This window comes from Bacillus sp. 7894-2, from assembly GCF_002272225.1.
GTDB lineage: Bacteria > Bacillota > Bacilli > Bacillales > Cytobacillaceae > Cytobacillus.
This window is the reverse complement of record NZ_NPDG01000133.1, coordinates 1-18,324: the sequence shown is the minus strand read 5'-3', so window position 1 is coordinate 18,324 and position 18,324 is coordinate 1. Positions and strand designations below refer to the sequence as shown.

Genomic DNA, 18,324 nt, shown 5'->3' with positions numbered 1-18,324 from the left:
GATTGATGAAAGAAAAAAGGGGCAAGGCAGATGTATAGAATCCAATGGAAGCTCACTTTGACTGCGCTGTTTCTGGTTTGCACCCTGACAGCCTGTAAAACAGAAGCAGTACGCGATGTGAATTCCGGAAAAGCAATCCCTGCTGCCGGTGAAATAATGGATGGCGGCGGGGAGGAGGAGCCAATTAAGATTGGCTTTTCAATGGATACACTATTGGAGGAACGCTGGCTGAAGGACAGAGATCTGTTCCAGGAGGCTGTTGAAGAGCTTGGAGCCGAAGTGGAGATCATGGCGGCTAATGGGGATGACGCCGTACAGATATCGCAGGCGGAAACCTTAATTAAACAGGGGGTTGACCTGCTGGTTGTGGTTCCCCATAATGCTGAGGCGACTGCTTCAATTGTCAAAAAAGCACACGAGGCAGGCATTAAGGTGATCTCATATGACAGGCTCGTGAAAAATGCAGATATAGACTTATATATATCCTTTGATAATGAAAAAGTTGGCGAGCTGCAGGCAGAAGCAATCACCAAACTGGTACCTAAAGGAAAGTATGTATACATTGGGGGAGCTGTCACCGACCATAACGCTCATTTATTCAAACGGGGAGTCTTTAACGTGCTGCAGCCCTTAATTGAAAAAGGAGATATACAGGTTGTATATGATCAATGGTCAAGAGATTGGACGCCGGCCAACGCATTTGTGAACATGGAAGCAGCGCTTAACGCCAACCAGGATCAAATAGACGCTGTGATTGCAGCAAACGATGCAACCGCGGGCGGAGCCATCCAGGCGCTGGCAGTGCAAGGACTGGCAGGGAAAATTCCTGTTGCCGGACAGGATGCCGAGCTTGCCGCTGCCCAGCGGATTATTAGAGGCACGCAGACGATGACAGTATATAAACCTATCGGCACACTGACCAAAGAAGCTGCTGAACTTGCAGTCAGAATGGCAAAAGGAGAGTCTGTTGAAACAAACCAAAAAATCAATAATGGCAAAATCGAAGTTCCTGCCGTCCTTCTTCCGCCCATTGCCGTAGATAAAGATAATATGGATCGGACTATTATTGCCGATGGGTTCCATTCCCGGGAAGATGTTTATAAGTGAGAATGGTGTACCTCTCCAGGTATTGCCTGAACCGGTCTCTGCTGGTATGATGAATCTAATTATAATGAAATGGAGGTTTTCCTTTTGACAGCATCAATTAGACTAAGAAGCCCGCTTTTCAATCGTTAATTGAATACGTTTGAAGGCTCTGCCTGTGTTCAGAGCAAAGGGATTGGTCTGTCTGTTTAAGGAAACCTATATTTAACGGTGTTTTTTAAAGAGGGGATGAATTTCTCCTCTTTTTTGCTGTCTTCAGAAATGGAATGTATAGAACGGATTGATCGATCAGCTGAATACAGGCAAAGCTTGTTTTTATTAAATATAGAAATGAGTGATTAGCAATGAATACAATAAATCCTAATCTGCAGGAGAATTGGCTGAAGAATATTATTCTATTTTTAAGCAGTCAGACGATCTCGCTCTTTGGATCGTCCCTTGTTCAATACGCCATTATGTGGCATATTACGTTAACGACAGAATCCGGTTTGATGATGACTCTCTACATTATTTGCGGGTTCATTCCGACCTTCTTTTTATCACCGGTTGCCGGTGTCTGGGCAGACCGGTACAACCGGAAAATGCTGATTATTTTAGCAGATGGTCTTATTGCCTTTTCCACGCTGATCCTTGCTATCCTGTTTTTAATGGGATATGAATCCATCTGGCTGCTGTTTGTCATGGCAGGGATTCGTGCCCTTGGAACAGGAATCCAGACTCCTGCTGTCGGGGCGATTCTGCCTCAGATAGTTCCTAAGGATAAGCTCACAAAGGTGAATGGGGTAAATGGGAGCATACAGGCTGTCATTATGTTTGTTTCACCAATGGTCAGTGCTGCTTTAATTGCAATGGCGTCACTTGAAGTCATCTTCTTTATCGATGTCATCACAGCGGTGATTGCCATTATAACTCTGATGGCTTTTGTCAAAGTTGCTGTGCACGAAAAAGCAGCAGCGGAACAGACAGCGAGCTACTTCAGCGACTTCAAACAGGGGCTTCATTATGTCAATAGCAGCCCGTTTCTGAAAAAATTCTTTCTGTTTTTTGCGATCTTCTTCGTCCTAATGGCACCTGCGGCCTTTCTGACGCCGCTTCAGGTTACCCGGACCTTTGGTGGAGATGTATGGCTGCTGACTGCCATTGAAATTGCCTTTTCAGTCGGCATGATGGCAGGGGGCGGAATTATTGCTTCCTGGGGTGGATATCCAAATAAAATTACAACCATGACCCTTGCCAGTCTCATCATGGGGATCTGCACCCTGGCACTTGGCATCGTGCCGATTTTCTGGATTTATTTATTGTTCATGGCGTTATTCGGGATTGCCATGCCAATTTTCAATACACCGGTAACCGTATTGCTTCAGGAAAAAATTGAAGAGAATTATTTAGGCAGAGTGTTTGGTGTCATGGGGATGATCTCCACCTCCATGATGCCGATTGGCATGCTGATATTTGGCCCGATTGCGGATGTCATTGCCATCGAATGGCTTCTTGTGGGAACAGGGGCATTCATTATTCTGTTAGCTGTTATATTAGGCAGGGATCAGGTGCTTCTGGAAGCCGGGAAGCCTGAGCTGAGTGAATCGTAAGGAGTTTGATAAAATAGAGCTGTCATATTGGCAGCTCTATTTTCATGTGAAAACAGGGAACAAAAGTACAGAAGGAGAATAGTTATACGTAACATCATCTAAGGAGATGCTCATACTAGGTGAGCTTATTAAATTGAAAGGAAAGTGTTTAAAGATGGATTTACAGACAGTTATGCAGGAGCTGGAGGCTCTTGGCAAGGAACGGACCAAGAAAATATACATATCAAACGGCGCACACGAGCCGCTTTTTGGCGTTGCAACAGGTGCAATGAAACCGATAGCTAAGAAAATAAAAAGAAATCAGCCTTTGGCGGAGGAGCTATACGCCACAGGGAATTATGATGCTATGTACTTTGCAGGCGTCATTGCAGATCCTGAGGCCATGACCGAAGCGGATTTTGACCGCTGGATGGATGCTGCTTATTTTTATATGCTGTCCGATTATGTGGTGGCCGTTACGTTAGCTGAAACAGATATTGCACAGGATGTTGCCGACAAATGGATTGAAAGCGGGGAAGAACTGCGGATGTCCGGCGGCTGGAGCTGCTATTGCTGGCTTTTGGGGAATCGTCCGGATGCTGAATTTTCTGAAGAGAAGCTGTCCAAAATGCTTGATAAAGTGAAAGACACCATCCACGATTCTCCGGAGCGTACGAAATCCGCTATGAATAATTTTGTCTATACCATGGGTGTTTCTTTTTTGCCGCTCCATGAAAAGGCGGTTGAGATTGCAAAAGCCATGGGTCCGGTCGAAATGAAAAGGGACAAGAAAAAAATCACTATCCTGCAGGCCTCAGAAAATATCCAAAAGGAAGTGGATAGGGGAAGGATTGGCTTTAAACGGAAATATGTAAGATGCTAAAACTGCTATGGGGGACAATGAACCTGTCCCTTTGTCCCAGGCAAATGTTATAATGAGGAACTTAGGAATTATGAGCTGTGCTCATAATGGAGGTGTAAGGTAATGAATAAACGATGGACCATCAGTAAAATCAACGAATTTGTTGAAAAGAACTCGGATAGTAAGCTGCTGTCAACGGAATATCATGGTTTTTCTCAAAAGCTGCTTTTTCAATGTGCATGCGGCAGCCAGTTTGAAAAAACATTTACGAAATTCAAAAATAATCACCAGCGCAAATGTGACGTTTGCCAGCCGCCTAAAGCGCCACGCTAAAGGGACACGGGGACAGGTACACTGTCCTTTTTTCAGTTCTGTTTAAAAAATTCATTTGAAAGCAGGTCATTAAATGAAAACAGAAAAAGAAAAAATGCTGGCCGGAGAAATGTATGATCCTGCCGATCCGGTATTGATAAAGGAACGCGATGAAGCAAGACGAAAGGTTAGGATGTACAACCAGACTCTGGAGACAGAAGGAGAAAAGCGGACAAAGTTATTAAAGGAGTTACTGGGGTCTACCGGAGAAAACGTATATATGGAGCCCAATATCAGATTTGATTACGGCTATAATACGCATGTAGGTGAAAACTTTTTTGCGAATTTCGACTGTACTATTCTGGATGTCTGTGAAGTGCGTTTTGGAGATAGCTGCATGCTTGCGCCAGGTGTACATATCTATACGGCAACTCACCCTCTACATCCTTCTGAACGAAATTCAGGCAGGGAATATGCAAAGCCGATCACGATTGGAAACAATGTATGGATCGGGGGAAGTGCCGTCATTAATCCAGGTGTAACAATAGGCGACAATGCGGTGATCGCGTCAGGTGCAGTCGTTACCAAAGATGTGCCCGAGAATGTAGTTGTTGGCGGAAATCCGGCGAAAATCATCAGGCAGATTGAGCTGTAGAACTTTCTAAGATTCCTTGTGTAAATTCACTTAATAGAAAAGAGTTGGAATATAGTGCTGCAGTTCATATCCCAGGAATACCCACCGCATGAATAACATGATTCCTCTAAGAGAAAACTTTTATAAAAAGGCTGGAGGGAAACTCATGAGAGAAAATAAAGAAGGAATGAACAAGGACTTTAAAAGCACCATAAATGATCAAGGTATGAAGGATGTCAGCAGTACAGAATATGGACTTGAATCAGTTGCAGAAGGCTGCGATTTTGCTGAGGGAGAAAAGGAAAAGCCTCCTGAGTGTGGCGGAATGTGATGACAAATGTTCTAAAGGTTTGATGCGGGAGCGGGTCTATTTTAACTATTAAAGACATAAAAAAAGAAAGCAGTCGATTAACTCTGCTCCCTGTACACTATTGATTTATATAATTCCTGTGACTAAGGAGAAAAGGTGGTTGTCATTGGTACTCTAGAAGCTGTGCGAATAGGTTGGCGGAATGTAGTTTAGGGGCAGTGGACGTAAAATTACTTTAATATCAGTGGGCATTTCAAAATCGTGCTGTGCTTGTTTTAAATAACGATACATGGCTTTCCCGCCTACTGAATTGGCAGAGTGGACAGTTATTCGATCCGCGAATAGCTGTTTTTGAACCATTATCTGAACAAGCATAAGACCATTTCTCGATTTGCTTACTAAGTCATGGTCTAAAGACAGGTGGTCAATTTCATAGGTCTGAAGCAAAAGGATACAATCATCAATGTTCTCAACTAATACATGACCATCCGGCGCTCTCCGATAATCATCCAGAAATACGCTTATTTTCTCCATTTTTTAATCCCCTTTCAAAGGGGTGACTAAGAAAAGTCGAGTTGACCCTAAAGTTTTGATGCTTATTTCATTGTAACATACATATGTAAGCAAAGATACCGAAGTGGGATGGGCTTATAGTAATTAATATGGGCTCTTTTTCCTCTTTTTGATAGAGTTTGTACCCTGGAACGCGCTTTGGGGATGAACCTCTAGCAGGTGAGCTGGGATTTGGTTCTTCCTGGGACATAGAATGAGGAAATCTGGGCTGCGGAGTTGCAAAGGAAGCATAAATCCGCGGTCAAGAGTCAGACTTGGATCGACTTCGGACAGAAAAAGCGCAAATCCGCGGTTTAGAGTCAGAACTTGGCTCAACTTCGGACAGAAAAAGCGGAAATTGGCGGTTTAGAGTCAGAACCTGGCTCAACTTCGGACAGAAAAAGCGGAAATTGGCGGTCCAGAGTCCGAACCTGGCTCAACTTCGGACAGTCAGTACATTGACAAACATTTCAAAAAATTATATGATAAAAATCCTGCCAATTTTACATTGGCCTAAGGGGACTGTGAAAAGTTCATTCTTCTTTGAAAAGGATGGGTACGATGAATAAAGAGCAATTGATGGAAAGTGCACGCAGTATGAAGGAAAGAGCATATGCTCCCTATTCCAAATTTTCGGTTGGGGCTGCTTTATTGCTGAAAGACGGCACTGTCATTAATGGCGTGAACGTGGAAAATGTTTCGTTAGGTGCAACGAATTGTGCTGAAAGAACAGCAATTTTTACTGCAATTGCTAACGGTTACCAAAAAGGTGATTTTCAAGCTATAGCTGTAGCTGGTGATACGGCAGATTTTCTTCCGCCGTGCAGCATCTGCAGACAGGTGTTAGCCGAGTTCTGTATACCTGATATGCCAGTCTACTTAACAAATGAGAAGAAAGAAATATTAGAACTGACATTAAAAGATTTATTGCCGTATGCATTTACGGATTTAGAGATGTAGCATAAAGGGAGGGCAAGCTTTGAGAGATATTCACTCCAAGCTTGCCCTCTTTATTTTACACTGCGGTAACCACTTTGTTTCTTCCCTCTTGTTTGGCCTTGTATAATGCCTCGTCCGTTTTGTTCATTAACTCTGAAAAGCTATCCGCTGAATCGGGAAAGCTGCTTATTCCCATGGAAACAGTGATGAGTTTTCCGGAGGGGCTTAAGGTGTATTCAGTGGTTTTCCTTATCCGTTCTGCAACAGATTCCGTGATGTGAACTTCGGTGTCGGGAAGGATGATTAGAAATTCTTCGCCGCCTATGCGGAAGCACAGATCACTTGCTCTCGTTTCCCTCTTAACTAATTCAGACAGAAATTTCAATACTTCATCTCCCATTTGATGGCCAAACTGGTCGTTTACTGCTTTAAAATGGTCAATATCAAATAAAATGATGGAGTATTTATCGAGCTCACTTATCTTTTTTTCTAAAAAACGGCGGTTGTAGAAGCCGGTCAGCGGATCCAGGTTCGACTCACTTTCCGCATTCGTCAGTTTGGTCTGATAAAAATCCACAGCTATTAAAATAGCACGCTTTAATTCCTTTAACTCAAAATACCAGCCGGGAATTTGGGGTGCAGGACGAGATGGTTCGGTTGTCATCTGCTTTGCATATAAAGCTAAATTTCTGATCGGATTGACAATTTTTTTCAGCATGATCAGGGAGAGGGCGAACACAAACAGCATAAAGAGAATGGCAATCAAGCTTACCTGCCTGGTCATTTCAAAGGTTGGCTCCATCACAGATTCTTTAGGAGTCTGGGATACAATTCCCCATTTGCTTGTTGAGGTAGCTGAGGCATACCCGGCAAGCATGGCTATGCCTTTTGTATTCGTGATTTCCATATTTCCGTTTCTTCCTTCTAAAACGTGCTGTACCACTTTGTTTTCCTTCACATTATCGTTAATTCTTTTTTTATCCGGATGGTAAATAATATTACCTTCAGAATCAACCACATATACATAAGAGTTATTTTCATGCTTTGGATGCTGTCCTAGAATCTGGATAAGGCTGTTAGCTTCATGTAAATAGATGGTTCCAGCAAGAAATCCCTCATACGATCCGCTTTTATCAAAAACGGGGACAGAGATAAGCATAATTAATTTTCCGGTCACACCTACATAAGGCTTTGATATTATAGGAACTTTCTTTTCCATAGATTCTTTTGCACCGACACTAGTTAATTTTGTTCCATTTAACGCCATATCAGGAGAAGATGCCACGATACGGCCTGTTTTATCCGCAAAAAATGTAGAGTTGAAATAGGTAGTCGACTGCAGTATGAAATCTAATTCATTATGGATTTTCCGGGAATCGTTCGTCAAAAGATATTCATTTCGTGCTGCCATCGTCAGATTTTTAATCATATTGACAAAAAGAGAATCTGTAACAGCGGCCAGTTTTTGAGCATAATACTGATTTTCTATTAAATAATTTTTCTCCAGGTTGTTCTTGCTGACCACTACACTCGAAATGACACTTCCTGCATAGGTGCCAAGCATGGCAAAAGCCAGTAAGCCTAAAATAAGCCACTGGATGCTTAATCTCATAGGTTTTTTCATATCTCTTCACCGATAATAAAGTGCTATCTATAGTTCAAATAGCCTACTAAAATATACCATGAGAATTGTAGAAGTCACAATAAAAAATTACGTATACAAGAAGGAGTTTCCAATTATTAAAAGAAGTGAAAATAAATGTAAGAGTGTTCTGTCTGACTCTTAATCCACTGTGAGGAGGTGCCGTTCGTGATCGAAAAGAATAATAAAGTGAAGAAAAAAGCGATTTGGGCCATTGGGGGTTTACTATTTGGCGCAGGTGCTGGTGCCATATTGGGGATCATAGCTTACAATCAGCAGTGGCTGGGGTGACTGGAGAGAAACGTGGTTCCCCCATTTGGAAAGCGCGGGAACCAAATAATAATAGGAAGGAATATCGAATCAATGAAGAGTTCCATGTCAAAGTATATTAGTATTTTTTTCTTATTCGTGATGGTAAGTGTCTTACTCTTTTTTATCTTGGGTTCAGTATTTATGGGCGGAGGCGATCCGGCAGAAGAAGCGGTATACACATTCGGAACAATCATTGTACTGCTTCTGTCCTTTGTAATTTCACAGATTTGTTATTTAATTGATTTGATTAAAAAGAAACGGTAATTCATGCCGTTATTTAAGTGCGGGCGGCAGAGGTCAATTTAATGAATGTTGCCATGTTAGATTCTAATAGGGAGGATTATTTTACTTCCCTTAAGCCATGCCCTTCAAGAATATCCCGGATACCTTCTTCACAAACGCCATATGAACGCCACGAACAAGTTTCACAAACAGTCTGTATATCTGAGGGAAGAGCATACTTCTGGATATTTGACTCGATGTCCTGCCAGTACAAAATTTGTCCGATTCTAAGACCTAATTTCTCAAGAATAACGGCATCTCTTTCATAAATATCATCGTGTTCACAATGGTATTCACCTGAGTTGGGATACTTCGCACACAGGTGATCCGGCCCTTTAACAAGCTGTATCCATGTCCTGGGGTTATCTCTCAAGGCTTGATGCATACGGGTCATATTTTCCACATATTCCTGAGAGTAGCCCATTCCCCGATAGCCCAGAAGGCAAAAGAGATGATGTCCGCGCAGCTTATACATAAAATCCCCCCAATCATATCGATTAGATATATATGTTAACTAAAACGATTAATGGGTTAACATAATTAATTATATTATCATATATTTTTGCCTTATGAGCAATGGTTGAAAAGTGGAGAAATGGGAATATGTAATAGGATGGAATGCTAACTTTATAAATGAGCACATTGATTGTTGACGCAATTCATTTTGGTTTTTTATAATCTTATCAAGTGATAGGGTTTCCTTATTTGAAAGGGATTTTGTTTATGTTATTAAATGCAAACGATACACATAAAAAAATTGTTAAAGCAGCACTTAAACTTTTTATGGATTTAGGATATAGGGCGGTTTCCACGAGAAGAATTGCTGAAGCATGCGGTATTACGCAGCCTACCCTTTATCATCATTTTTCCAATAAAAAGGCCATTTATATGGAAGTGCTGAGGACTGAATTGGTTGATATGCAAAGGGCTTTAAGCAGAATTATAAAGCGCTTTGAAGACGACATTGAAGAATGCTTAATTCAGGTCACTTATTATATTTTAATCAATAAGCCTCCTTCAATGGGACAGATGTTTCATGATATTCAAAAAGAATTAGATCAGGAGCATCAGGGAATCGTCCGGAAATGGTGGATGGAGTCTTATCAGGACCCGATTGCCTCGATCTTTGAAAAAGGGATTAAAGATCAAAAGCTGAGGGATCCAGCGGAAATAGGATCTGACCCGGTTTCATCTGCGTACCTGCTGTTAAGTCTGATTTCATCAAGGAATACCGATTACAAATTGAAAGAAAGCCTGGCGAAGGAACAAGCCCGGTTTTATGTCAAAGTGATTCTTTATGGTTTATCGCAGTCAAAGGAATAAAGATTTTTAACTTTAACAAAGAGGCTTGTTAAAGTTTTTTTTATGAAAACAGTCTATCAATTGATAGGTTTGTATAGTTTTTGTATAATTTATTTATAAATTAATTATAAAGGAGATTAAAAGATGAGTTTTTTAACAAAGTTCAGTTTAAAGAATGCCGTTGCGGTCTTTATCATTTCATTTTTATTAATCACTGGCGGTATTTACTCTTTTTCAAAATTAAAAGTGGATCAATTTCCTGATATTGAATTCCCGCAGATATCCATTGAAGCGGTATACCCTGGTGCATCTCCATCTGATGTGGATAAACAGGTAGTTTCAAAGCTTGAAGATCAGCTGGATTCCATTGAGGGTGTAAAAAAGATGACCAGTTCTGCTTATGACAGTATTGGGATCATTAACCTGGAATTTCCGTTTGATACAGATCTGGATCAAGTGGAACAGCGGGTGAATTCGGTTATTGATGAAGCCGGATTGCCTGAAGAGGCGGAAGTGAAATTAAACCGGCTCTCTTTTGGATCTTTTCCCATTTATAATATTTCCTTTTTCAGCAAGGACGGGGAAAGCATAGAAGCTGTCATGAAGGATAGTGTCATTCCTGAATTAAACAAAATAGAAGGAATCAACAGCGTATCTGTTGCAGGCTTAACCGATAATCTTGTGCAAATTACAGTCGATAAAGAGAAAGCAGCTCAAGCAGGATTATCACTCAGCAGCATTAAAGAGCAGATCAATGAAAAATATCTTTCTTTCCCGGCAGGTGAGCTGACGGAAAAGGAAGAGCAAATCCCGATCCGTGTAGAAGAAAACCTTGATTCTATTTCAAATCTGGAAAATCTGCAGCTTCAGCCTGCTTTTGGCGGCGCTTCAGCTGAAGATGCCGGTGGAGAGCAGGGAGCCCGGCAATCTGCCGCTATTCCATTAAAAGACATTGCAGACATTGAGCCAGTAACAGATAAAAGTGAATTAGCCCGTTATAATCTGAAAGATTCTTTATCCATGGCGATCACGAAAAAACAGGAAGCCAACACCGTTGAAGTGGCAGACAAGGTGACCAAGGTACTTGAAAAATATGATGATCAGCTCGACTACGAGATTGGTATCGACTCTGCCAAGGATGTTGAAAAGTCTGTCAGTACTTTAGTCAAGGAAGGGTTGTTGGGGGCTCTATTTGCGTCCATTGCCGTTCTGGTTTTCCTTCGCAATGCCAGAGCGACCATTATCGCAGTAGTTTCCATACCTTTGTCCATTTTGATTGCAGCGATTTTTCTAAACCAAATGGACATCTCATTGAACATCATGACACTGGGCGGAATGGCTGTAGCTGTAGGGCGTGTGGTGGATGACAGTATTGTCGTCATCGAAAATATTTTCAGGCGGGTCCGCAAATCCAATGAGGGAATGTCCGATAAAATCATTTTAGAATCCACCAAGGAAATATTAAGGGCAATCACATCGTCAACCTTAACCACTGTTGTGGTATTCCTTCCGATCGGTTTTGTTGGCGGTATTACAGGGAAATTCTTTTTGCCTTTTGCTTTAACGATCGTGTTCTCCCTGTTAGCATCGCTGCTGGTTTCCATCACAATTGTGCCGATCCTGGCAAAATTTTCGTTTAAGAAGGTGCCGGCTGAAGAAAAAGAGGGAGCGCTTCAGAGGTTTTATGGCCGATTAATTGAAAAATCGCTCAATCACAAGTTAGTAATCTTGTTTATTTCACTCGTGCTGCTTGTTGGTTCATTAGCAGTTGTGCCTTCATTAGGGTTTACGTTTATTCCTAATGAAGAGTCCAAAACACTGACAGCATCGATTGAATTGCCATCATCCGCTTCCCTGGAAAAAACAAATACCATCTCACTGAAGGTGGAAGAGATGCTCGATGAGCAGAAAGAAGCAGCAGATGTCACAGCCGCTATAGGAGCCAGGGATTTTGCCACAGGACTGCGGCTTGAAAACAAAGCAAGCTATTTTGTTAACTTAAAAGATAATGTAAATGTGGAGAAAACGATTAAATCAATTGAAAGTAAAATAGAAGATATCTCAGATGAGGAAAACGCTGATCTGAAGATTAGTGTCCAGGAGCTGGAAACAGGCGGGCCACCTTCGAATAATAACGTGGATATTGACTTGTTTTCCAATGATTTAGAGGCGCTGCAGAAGGCTTCCAAGCAAGTGGAAGAGTATATGCAGGGAAATAAAGACCTGAAATATATTACGAACAATTTCAGCGAAAAGCAAAAGCAATTTTTAGTGGAAATAGATTCTGAGAAAGCTAGTGAATATGGTTTGTCAGGATTCCAGATTCTTGGAACTGTCAGCGATCAGACGAAGCCTGTGAATGTCGGGACGCTGCTGCTCGATGATAAGGAGCAGGAGGTTCAGCTGTCCTTTGATGAAGAGCTTGGATCAAAAGATGAATTGGAAGAGGTCACCCTATTTTCTCAAAGAGGGCCAGTCCAGCTTTCAGAGGTGGCTGAGGTGAAAGAAATCGATACCTTCACATCGATTCAGAAGCTGGACAGCAAGGTTTATGCCCGTGTTTCAGGCCAGGTAAAAGGAAATGATGTGCAGGCAGTATCATCAGAGGTAAAGGCGGGTGTCGAAAAGCTTGATCTGCCGGATGGAGTATCCTTAAAGAGCGGCGGAGGCAACGATGAAACAGTGGAGATTTTCCAATCGCTGGGAATTTCCATTCTTGTGGCAATCGGGCTTGTGTATTTAACCATGCTGGTTACCTTTGGTAAAGCCCGTATTCCATTTATTATACTTTCATCACTCATATTCGTCCCAATTGGTTCGCTTGTATCACTTTATATAATTAATGAGCCTCTCTCTGTAAGTGTGATGATTGGCTTCCTGATGTTGATTGGAATTGTCACAACGAATGCGATAGTCCTTGTCGACCGGATTGGGCAGAACCGAACGAAAGGTTTGCCGATTAGAGAGTCGTTAGTTGAAGCAGGAAAAACAAGATTAAGGCCTATTTTAATGACCGCATTTGCGACCATTGCCGCCTTAATCCCGCTGGCTATGACCACCTCATCAGGCACCCTTATTTCAAAGGGCCTTGCGGTAACGGTTATTGGCGGTTTAACATCATCTACACTGCTGACATTAATTATTGTTCCTGTTGTGTATGAATTATTTTTCCTGAAGACGTCTAAGATAGAGAGAAGAGCTGATGGGAAATAGGCTGGAAGGGATACTCCATCAGGAATTTATCTTTGACTGTATTGAATTACTCAACACAAGTTGGTATATTATCATATATATGTAATCAATGATGTGATCAAGTAAATAAGGATTGTGAAACAGAAAATATAGCCTGGGCTGAGAGCTATATCACCCCTCCTTATTGAAACCTGCCACGGAGATGTTAGGAAAAAGCTAACCGGGTCGTTTCGTTATTAACGATTAGAGGGCTTTAGATTTTGTAAAGCCGAACTAAGGTGGTACCGCGTCTACTAGCATAAAGACGTCCTTTTGAAGGACTCTTTATGCTTTTTTTATTCTTAAAAATATTTTCAGGAGGAAAAGAAGATGTCTCAAAACACCAACAACTTTACAAAATGGTATCTGGAAACGATACAAAAAGCAGATTTATTTGATTACACCCCTGTTCGCGGGTGTATCGCCTTTAAGCCTGATGGCTATGAAATTTGGGAGCATATTCAGGCTGAGATGGATAAGCGTTTTAAGGAAACCGGCCACCGCAATGCCTATTTCCCGATGCTGATTCCGGAGAACTTTTTTCAAAAGGAAAAGGATCACATTGAAGGATTTTCGCCGGAGCTTCCGTGGATCACAGAAGCGGCAGGAGAGAAGCTTGAGGAGCGTCTGGCACTGCGCCCAACTTCTGAAACAATGATTGGACATTTGTATTCCGATTGGATTAAAAGCTACCGGGATCTGCCGGTCTTAATCAATCAATGGGCGAATGTATTTCGCTGGGAGAAGAAAACTCTTCCTTTCATCCGCACATCAGAATTTTTATGGCAGGAAGGCCATACAGCTCATGTTGACGAAGAAGATGCGCGCAAGGAAACAATGCAGATGCTGGAGATCTACAAAGAAGTGGTAGAAGGCTTGCTTGCCATTCCAGTGTATGATGGGCAAAAAACACCATCCGAGCGTTTTGCAGGTGCGGTTGATACGTTCTCCATTGAAGCGATGATGAAGGATGGAAAAGCGGTACAGGCGGGAACGTCCCATTACTTGGGCACAAAGTTTGCGGAAGCCTTTGATATCAAATATTTGAACAAAGAAAATAAACATACTTTTGTCCATACAACATCATGGGGTACATCCACACGTTTAATCGGCTCTGTCATCATGGTTCATGGTGATGAACAAGGCCTTGTGCTGCCTCCAAGAGTAGCACCGACTCAAGTCGTGCTGATTCCAGTCGGACCATGGAAAAAGAACCCTGCGATAATGGAGAAATTAGATGAAGTGTTTGCTGCATTAAAGGCAGAAGGAATCCGTGTACGCCTTGATGATTCCGATCAATCACCAGGCTATAAATTTAATGAGTGGGAGCTAAAAGGCGTGCCTGTCCGCATAGAGCTTGGCCCACGTGATTTAGACCAAAATCAATGCTTAATGAAGGCGCGTGATCTTGGCGACAAAGTGGCTGTACCGCTTGATTCGATTATGGAAAGCATCAAAAATGAGCTTGAAACGATGCAGACTCGTCTATTAGAAAAAGCAAAAGAATTCCGAGCTGAGAATTCGCACACACATATCGATACAATCGAGCAATTAGAACAGCACATTGCACAATCTGAACAAAATGATGCCATCCCAGGCTGGATCTTAGCCGGATGGTGTGGTGATGACACCTGTGAAGAAAGTGTAAAAGAAAAAACGAAATTCACGACACGGAACATCCCGTTCAACCCGCCGGCAACGAAAGATACTTGCATCCATTGTGGAAAAGAAGCGAAGCATACGGTTTGGTTTGCCCGGGCTTACTAAAGTGGGAATGTGTCTTAGGCCGCCTCAATGAGGCGGCCTATTTTTAAGGTGTCTACGAGTATCAAGAATTCTATCCCCGGACTTGCTCCCCTTTTTTCACTTTTAGTATCCAGTCTATGAATTGTTCCCGATCGCATAAGCGGGTATTGTTTGCTTTAGCATATTCAATTGCTTGCCGGGTGAAACGCTCGTTTGTGATAACCCAGCATTCACCAGCTTCATAAATATCCATTTGTTTTAAAGTTTTCTGGACAAGACGAATTCCTATTTCTCTTTTATGGCTTTTGACTTTTACAATCGCTTGATTGCCTGTTGGAAGGGTCAGTAAAAAACTTATATCCGGGTTATCATCATTTGGCTTTGTTATTGTATACCCTAATTTAGTTAAAAGGGGGATGGTGAAATCCTCTAATTGCTCATCCGAAAGTTTGCTGATCTTCCAAATTTCCGAATCCACTTGCCTTTTCTGATTTCGGCGGAACCAAGACAATCCGTAAAGAAGATAAAAAATTACTCCTCCTAAAAAAGCCATAATCGCATTTTCCCAATTGTTCGTTTTTATAAATACAATTATCGGCACCAGAATGATTATAATCCAAAGTATTAAATGATGACGGTCTCTCAAGTTAAAACACATCCTCCATAATTTTCAGAGTAAAAGGTGCGGCAGTATAACTGTAAAGGCGATATTCAATTATACCGCCAGTATTTGAAGCAGCTTCCATATAAAGAATATACATATCCTTTACCAGAGTGGACTTCCAAATTTTCGTATCCCTTATGATTCATATAGATATTGCAGTCGTTTAAAGGGTGTTTAAAGGATCCGCTTTTTAAATCAATTATATAAGAAAACAGTCAAAGGATGTTTGCTCATCAGCAGGTAAACGATTATCACTATGGAATATGTAACCAATGAAGCTTATCAACGGAGGTTTTTAAATGAAGGTTCGACTTACTGCATTTAGCAATGATTGGGCCCTTATGTATCAAAATGAGGTTCAATTTTTAAAATCAATCTTTGAAGATGAAATCATTAAATGTGAACATTTTGGGAGCACTGCAGTCCGGGGGATGAAGGCAAAGCCTGTAATCGATATGATGTGTATTGTGAGAAACATCGAGAAGATAGATGAATTTACTGAAAAGATGAAGAAGCTTGGATACGACTCTGCCGGGGAAGGGGGCATTACAGGGAGAAGATTATTTCGTAAAGGCGGGGAAAATCGAACTCATCATATACATGTCTATCAATCTGATAACCCCCAAATAGAACGGCATCTTATCTATAGAGATTATCTGCGGACCCATCCCGATGAAGCGGAAAGGTATACGAATTTTAAGGAAGAATTGGCTCAAAGGTTTGATGACACGACTGATTATAGCCAGGCGAAAAAGGTGTTTGTGAAAGAGATGGAACAGAAGGCGCTTGATTGGTTTGCAGGTGTAAGAGACTTCACTGCCGATAAATAGCGGTTTACTTTCATTCCTTTACCATTAGGCATTGGGTTGCGGGAATTTTTAATTATAGCCAGTGTGTTTTAGATACTTTTGATATGCTTTTGCGGTAATTCTTGAAATCAAATAAATGCTTATGAACGAAGCAACAGAAACGAACAGTATAGATGTATAAGGGGTATCCATATTAAAAAAGGCCAATATAGTTATTAACAATGAAAGTCCTAATGATTTTGTGATGTGTTTTTTATTGGGGCTCATAAAAATCCTCCTATCGTATAATGAAATCACTGCCTGTTAGGTGTTTAAATGTTAACATAAAATCCCATATTGTTTAAAGGATTTCCTTTCCAAGTAGCGAATAAAGTTAGGAAAGTCTTATAATATAGGAGATTACTATGGGATATGTAATGGTTTAAGAAGAATAGTAGGAAGCCGTCCTCTTGTAATTACTGGAGCGAGTGTCATCATTTTGGATGAGAATAATCGGCTGTTATTACAGTTAAGGAAGGATAATAACTGCTGGGGGCTGACGGGAGGTTCTCTGGAGCCAGGTGAAACTCTGGAAGATGTGGCAAAGAGAGAGATGCTTGAAGAAACAGGGTTAACAGCAAATGATCTTCAGTTGTTTAATATCTATTCAGGTGAAGAGTTTTACTATAAATACCCTCACGGTGATGAAGTATATAATGTCGTTGCCGCTTATACCTGTAATAACTTTGATGGAGAACTGGATATAGATGAAGATGAGGTAAGCGAATTACGATTTTTTCATGTTCAGGAGATTCCCTCGAATATTAGTCCTCCAGACCAAAGAGTGATTAAGGATTATGTTCAATCTATCTAGAAAGGAGTTCCGAAGCGGAGCTCCTTTTTTCGTCCTTGATTTCTTATTGGGATAATTTTCTATAAAAAATGATAAGATTGGTTTGGACGAATGAATACAGACATTTTGTCAAAGAGAAGGGGAGTTAGAACATTGGAAAACAATAAAAGGTTTTTGGCAGTACTGTTAACAATAGCCTTGTCAGGAGTATTGGCTGCTTGTGGGAACTCATCTGAAGAATCGAGCAGCCAGCCATCCAGTAACAGCTCTGCTCAAGAAGAAGATATCGAAACAACGGAAAAGGCGCCTGATGGATCACAGGGAATTGAGGAAGAAAAATCTGATGGCAGCAGTAATACTACACAGTCCCATGACAAAGACAATTCAACTGAAGCTTCAAATAATGTTGAGGCAGTTGAAAGAAATGAAAGTCACGAGAGCAGTAAAGATGAATATCTTAAGAAGCTAAACAAAATGGAAGAAGCGGACAGAAAAGCAGAAGCCAAGACAACGACCGCAGAAATGGTGGAACAGGAGGAAGAAAGATATAGAACGTGGGATGACGAATTAAACAAAATCTATGGGTTGCTGGAAGAACAGCTTGAAAATAATCAGATGAACCAACTTAGAGAAGAACAGCGGAAATGGATCCAGCAAAGAGATGAAACGGCTAAAAATTCTTCCCTAAAATACAAAGGGGGTTCTATGGAGCAATTGGAATATGTGGCTACTCTGGCAAGTCTGACAAGAGAAAGGTGTTATTTGTTAGTTGCGAAGTATATGAATTAGGGTACAGCTTTTTTAAAAAGTGGAAGTTATGTGACCATTCTTCGCAAAGAACATTAATAGAAAGAAAATTTAAACAATTAGAGGTTTCAGTCGTATAGTTATAAAAGGAGGTTTTGGGTTGAAGCATCTAACCTTAGGGATCGTTTTGGCGATAGCTGGTGTTTTATTTTCAATTGGTTTTTGGGAATTAAGTAAGGCTTACTTAGTGACAGGAGCCATTAGATTATTTTTTATAGCCATGTCTGTTCTTATGTCAGGTTCTTTAGCTGGTCCTCATCGGATGAGGGCGGGCTTTGAAGCAACAGATTCTCCTGACGAAAGGCGAAAGCGGAAAAGAACAAGCATCGGCTCAGTATTAATTGGTCTGCCCAATATTATGACTGCGCTGCTTCTTTACCTTTTCCTAAAATAAAACCAGGGGGTGGTCTTGTCCC

At 41.3% G+C, this 18,324-nt stretch carries 20 protein-coding genes, 1 pseudogene and 1 other annotated feature; of the genes and pseudogenes, 17 read left to right on the top strand and 4 right to left on the bottom strand.

Annotation, left to right across the window (positions count from 1 at the left end):
• Positions 1-30 precede the first annotated feature (30 nt).
• The 6 genes from xylF (at position 31) to CHI10_RS22480 (ending at position 4,811) form a co-directional block, all read left to right on the top strand.
• Positions 31-1,107 carry a D-xylose ABC transporter substrate-binding protein gene (gene xylF / locus CHI10_RS18895; RefSeq protein ID WP_095245733.1) on the top strand — a complete coding sequence of 359 codons (1,077 nt, stop codon included), beginning with the start codon at positions 31-33 and terminating at the stop codon, positions 1,105-1,107.
• A gap of 341 nt (positions 1,108-1,448) precedes the next feature.
• Positions 1,449-2,693, top strand: a complete 1,245-nt coding sequence (locus CHI10_RS18890) for an MFS transporter (RefSeq protein WP_095245732.1) — start codon at positions 1,449-1,451, stop codon at positions 2,691-2,693.
• A 154-nt stretch (positions 2,694-2,847) separates the two neighbouring features.
• Positions 2,848-3,555, top strand: a complete 708-nt coding sequence (locus CHI10_RS18885; protein WP_095245758.1) for a DNA alkylation repair protein — start codon at positions 2,848-2,850, stop codon at positions 3,553-3,555.
• Positions 3,556-3,657: 102 nt separating this feature from the next.
• Positions 3,658-3,867: a hypothetical protein gene (locus CHI10_RS18880; RefSeq protein WP_095245731.1), complete on the top strand. Its 210-nt coding sequence runs from the start codon at positions 3,658-3,660 to the stop codon at positions 3,865-3,867.
• A gap of 73 nt (positions 3,868-3,940) precedes the next feature.
• Positions 3,941-4,501 carry a sugar O-acetyltransferase gene (locus CHI10_RS18875; RefSeq protein ID WP_095245730.1) on the top strand — a complete coding sequence of 187 codons (561 nt, stop codon included), beginning with the start codon at positions 3,941-3,943 and terminating at the stop codon, positions 4,499-4,501.
• Positions 4,502-4,646: 145 nt separating this feature from the next.
• Positions 4,647-4,811: a hypothetical protein gene (locus CHI10_RS22480; protein ID WP_179289084.1), complete on the top strand. Its 165-nt coding sequence runs from the start codon at positions 4,647-4,649 to the stop codon at positions 4,809-4,811.
• A gap of 153 nt (positions 4,812-4,964) precedes the next feature.
• On the opposite strand, the gene CHI10_RS18865 is transcribed toward CHI10_RS22480, so the two are convergent.
• The gene (locus CHI10_RS18865) at positions 4,965-5,324 is read right to left on the bottom strand and encodes a cyclic-phosphate processing receiver domain-containing protein (RefSeq protein WP_095245728.1); all 360 of its coding nucleotides are present in this window, start codon (positions 5,322-5,324) and stop codon (positions 4,965-4,967) included.
• 293 nt (positions 5,325-5,617) lie between these two features.
• Here CHI10_RS18865 and CHI10_RS18860 point away from each other — a divergent pair, with 293 nt between their 5' ends.
• Both CHI10_RS18860 and CHI10_RS18855 read left to right on the top strand, forming a co-directional pair.
• Positions 5,618-5,911, top strand: coding sequence for a hypothetical protein (locus CHI10_RS18860; protein ID WP_095245727.1), 294 nt, complete (start codon positions 5,618-5,620; stop codon positions 5,909-5,911).
• Positions 5,904-6,302: a cytidine deaminase gene (locus CHI10_RS18855; protein ID WP_095245726.1), complete on the top strand. Its 399-nt coding sequence runs from the start codon at positions 5,904-5,906 to the stop codon at positions 6,300-6,302. The genes CHI10_RS18860 and CHI10_RS18855 overlap by 8 nt, the downstream gene beginning before the upstream one ends.
• A gap of 55 nt (positions 6,303-6,357) precedes the next feature.
• On the opposite strand, the gene CHI10_RS18850 is transcribed toward CHI10_RS18855, so the two are convergent.
• Positions 6,358-7,905: a sensor domain-containing diguanylate cyclase gene (locus CHI10_RS18850; RefSeq protein WP_095245725.1), complete on the bottom strand. Its 1,548-nt coding sequence runs from the start codon at positions 7,903-7,905 to the stop codon at positions 6,358-6,360.
• A 186-nt stretch (positions 7,906-8,091) separates the two neighbouring features.
• On the opposite strand from CHI10_RS18850, the gene CHI10_RS22795 reads away from it, so the two are divergent.
• Together CHI10_RS22795 and CHI10_RS18845 are read left to right on the top strand one after the other, a co-directional pair.
• A complete protein-coding gene (locus CHI10_RS22795; protein ID WP_142301783.1) occupies positions 8,092-8,214 on the top strand; it encodes a CrcB family protein in 123 nt (40 codons plus the stop codon).
• 84 nt (positions 8,215-8,298) lie between these two features.
• Positions 8,299-8,499, top strand: a complete 201-nt coding sequence (locus CHI10_RS18845) for a hypothetical protein (RefSeq protein WP_095245757.1) — start codon at positions 8,299-8,301, stop codon at positions 8,497-8,499.
• A 76-nt stretch (positions 8,500-8,575) separates the two neighbouring features.
• On the opposite strand, the gene CHI10_RS18840 is transcribed toward CHI10_RS18845, so the two are convergent.
• Positions 8,576-8,992 (bottom strand): DUF1284 domain-containing protein, encoded by a 417-nt coding sequence (locus CHI10_RS18840; RefSeq protein ID WP_095245724.1) that lies wholly within the window; start codon positions 8,990-8,992, stop codon positions 8,576-8,578.
• 248 nt (positions 8,993-9,240) lie between these two features.
• Between CHI10_RS18840 and CHI10_RS18835 the strand changes: the two genes are divergently transcribed.
• The 3 genes from CHI10_RS18835 to proS all read left to right on the top strand — a co-directional run bounded on the left by CHI10_RS18835 (position 9,241) and on the right by proS (position 14,817).
• A complete protein-coding gene (locus CHI10_RS18835) occupies positions 9,241-9,840 on the top strand; it encodes a TetR/AcrR family transcriptional regulator (RefSeq protein ID WP_095245723.1) in 600 nt (199 codons plus the stop codon).
• 123 nt (positions 9,841-9,963) lie between these two features.
• A complete protein-coding gene (locus tag CHI10_RS18830; RefSeq protein WP_095245722.1) occupies positions 9,964-13,032 on the top strand; it encodes an efflux RND transporter permease subunit in 3,069 nt (1,022 codons plus the stop codon).
• A gap of 79 nt (positions 13,033-13,111) precedes the next feature.
• Positions 13,112-13,326, top strand: a binding site (T-box leader).
• A 54-nt stretch (positions 13,327-13,380) separates the two neighbouring features.
• Positions 13,381-14,817 (top strand): proline--tRNA ligase, encoded by a 1,437-nt coding sequence (proS, locus tag CHI10_RS18825; protein WP_095245721.1) that lies wholly within the window; start codon positions 13,381-13,383, stop codon positions 14,815-14,817.
• Between the two features lie 70 nt (positions 14,818-14,887).
• Here proS and CHI10_RS18820 read toward each other — a convergent pair whose 3' ends face one another.
• On the bottom strand, positions 14,888-15,442 hold the full coding sequence (locus CHI10_RS18820) for a restriction endonuclease (protein ID WP_286137484.1): 555 nt from the start codon (positions 15,440-15,442) through the stop codon (positions 14,888-14,890).
• Between the two features lie 317 nt (positions 15,443-15,759).
• Between CHI10_RS18820 and CHI10_RS18815 the strand changes: the two genes are divergently transcribed.
• From CHI10_RS18815 to CHI10_RS18795, 4 genes and pseudogenes are all read left to right on the top strand, one after another.
• On the top strand, positions 15,760-16,290 hold the full coding sequence (locus tag CHI10_RS18815; protein ID WP_095245720.1) for a GrpB family protein: 531 nt from the start codon (positions 15,760-15,762) through the stop codon (positions 16,288-16,290).
• Positions 16,291-16,673: 383 nt separating this feature from the next.
• A pseudogene (locus tag CHI10_RS18805) lies at positions 16,674-17,122 on the top strand (NUDIX hydrolase).
• A 132-nt stretch (positions 17,123-17,254) separates the two neighbouring features.
• Entirely contained in the window at positions 17,255-17,890 is a 636-nt protein-coding gene (locus CHI10_RS18800) for a lysozyme inhibitor LprI family protein (protein WP_095245717.1), read from the top strand.
• Between the two features lie 118 nt (positions 17,891-18,008).
• Positions 18,009-18,302, top strand: a complete 294-nt coding sequence (locus tag CHI10_RS18795) for a DUF5316 family protein (RefSeq protein ID WP_095245716.1) — start codon at positions 18,009-18,011, stop codon at positions 18,300-18,302.
• Positions 18,303-18,324: the final 22 nt, after the last annotated feature.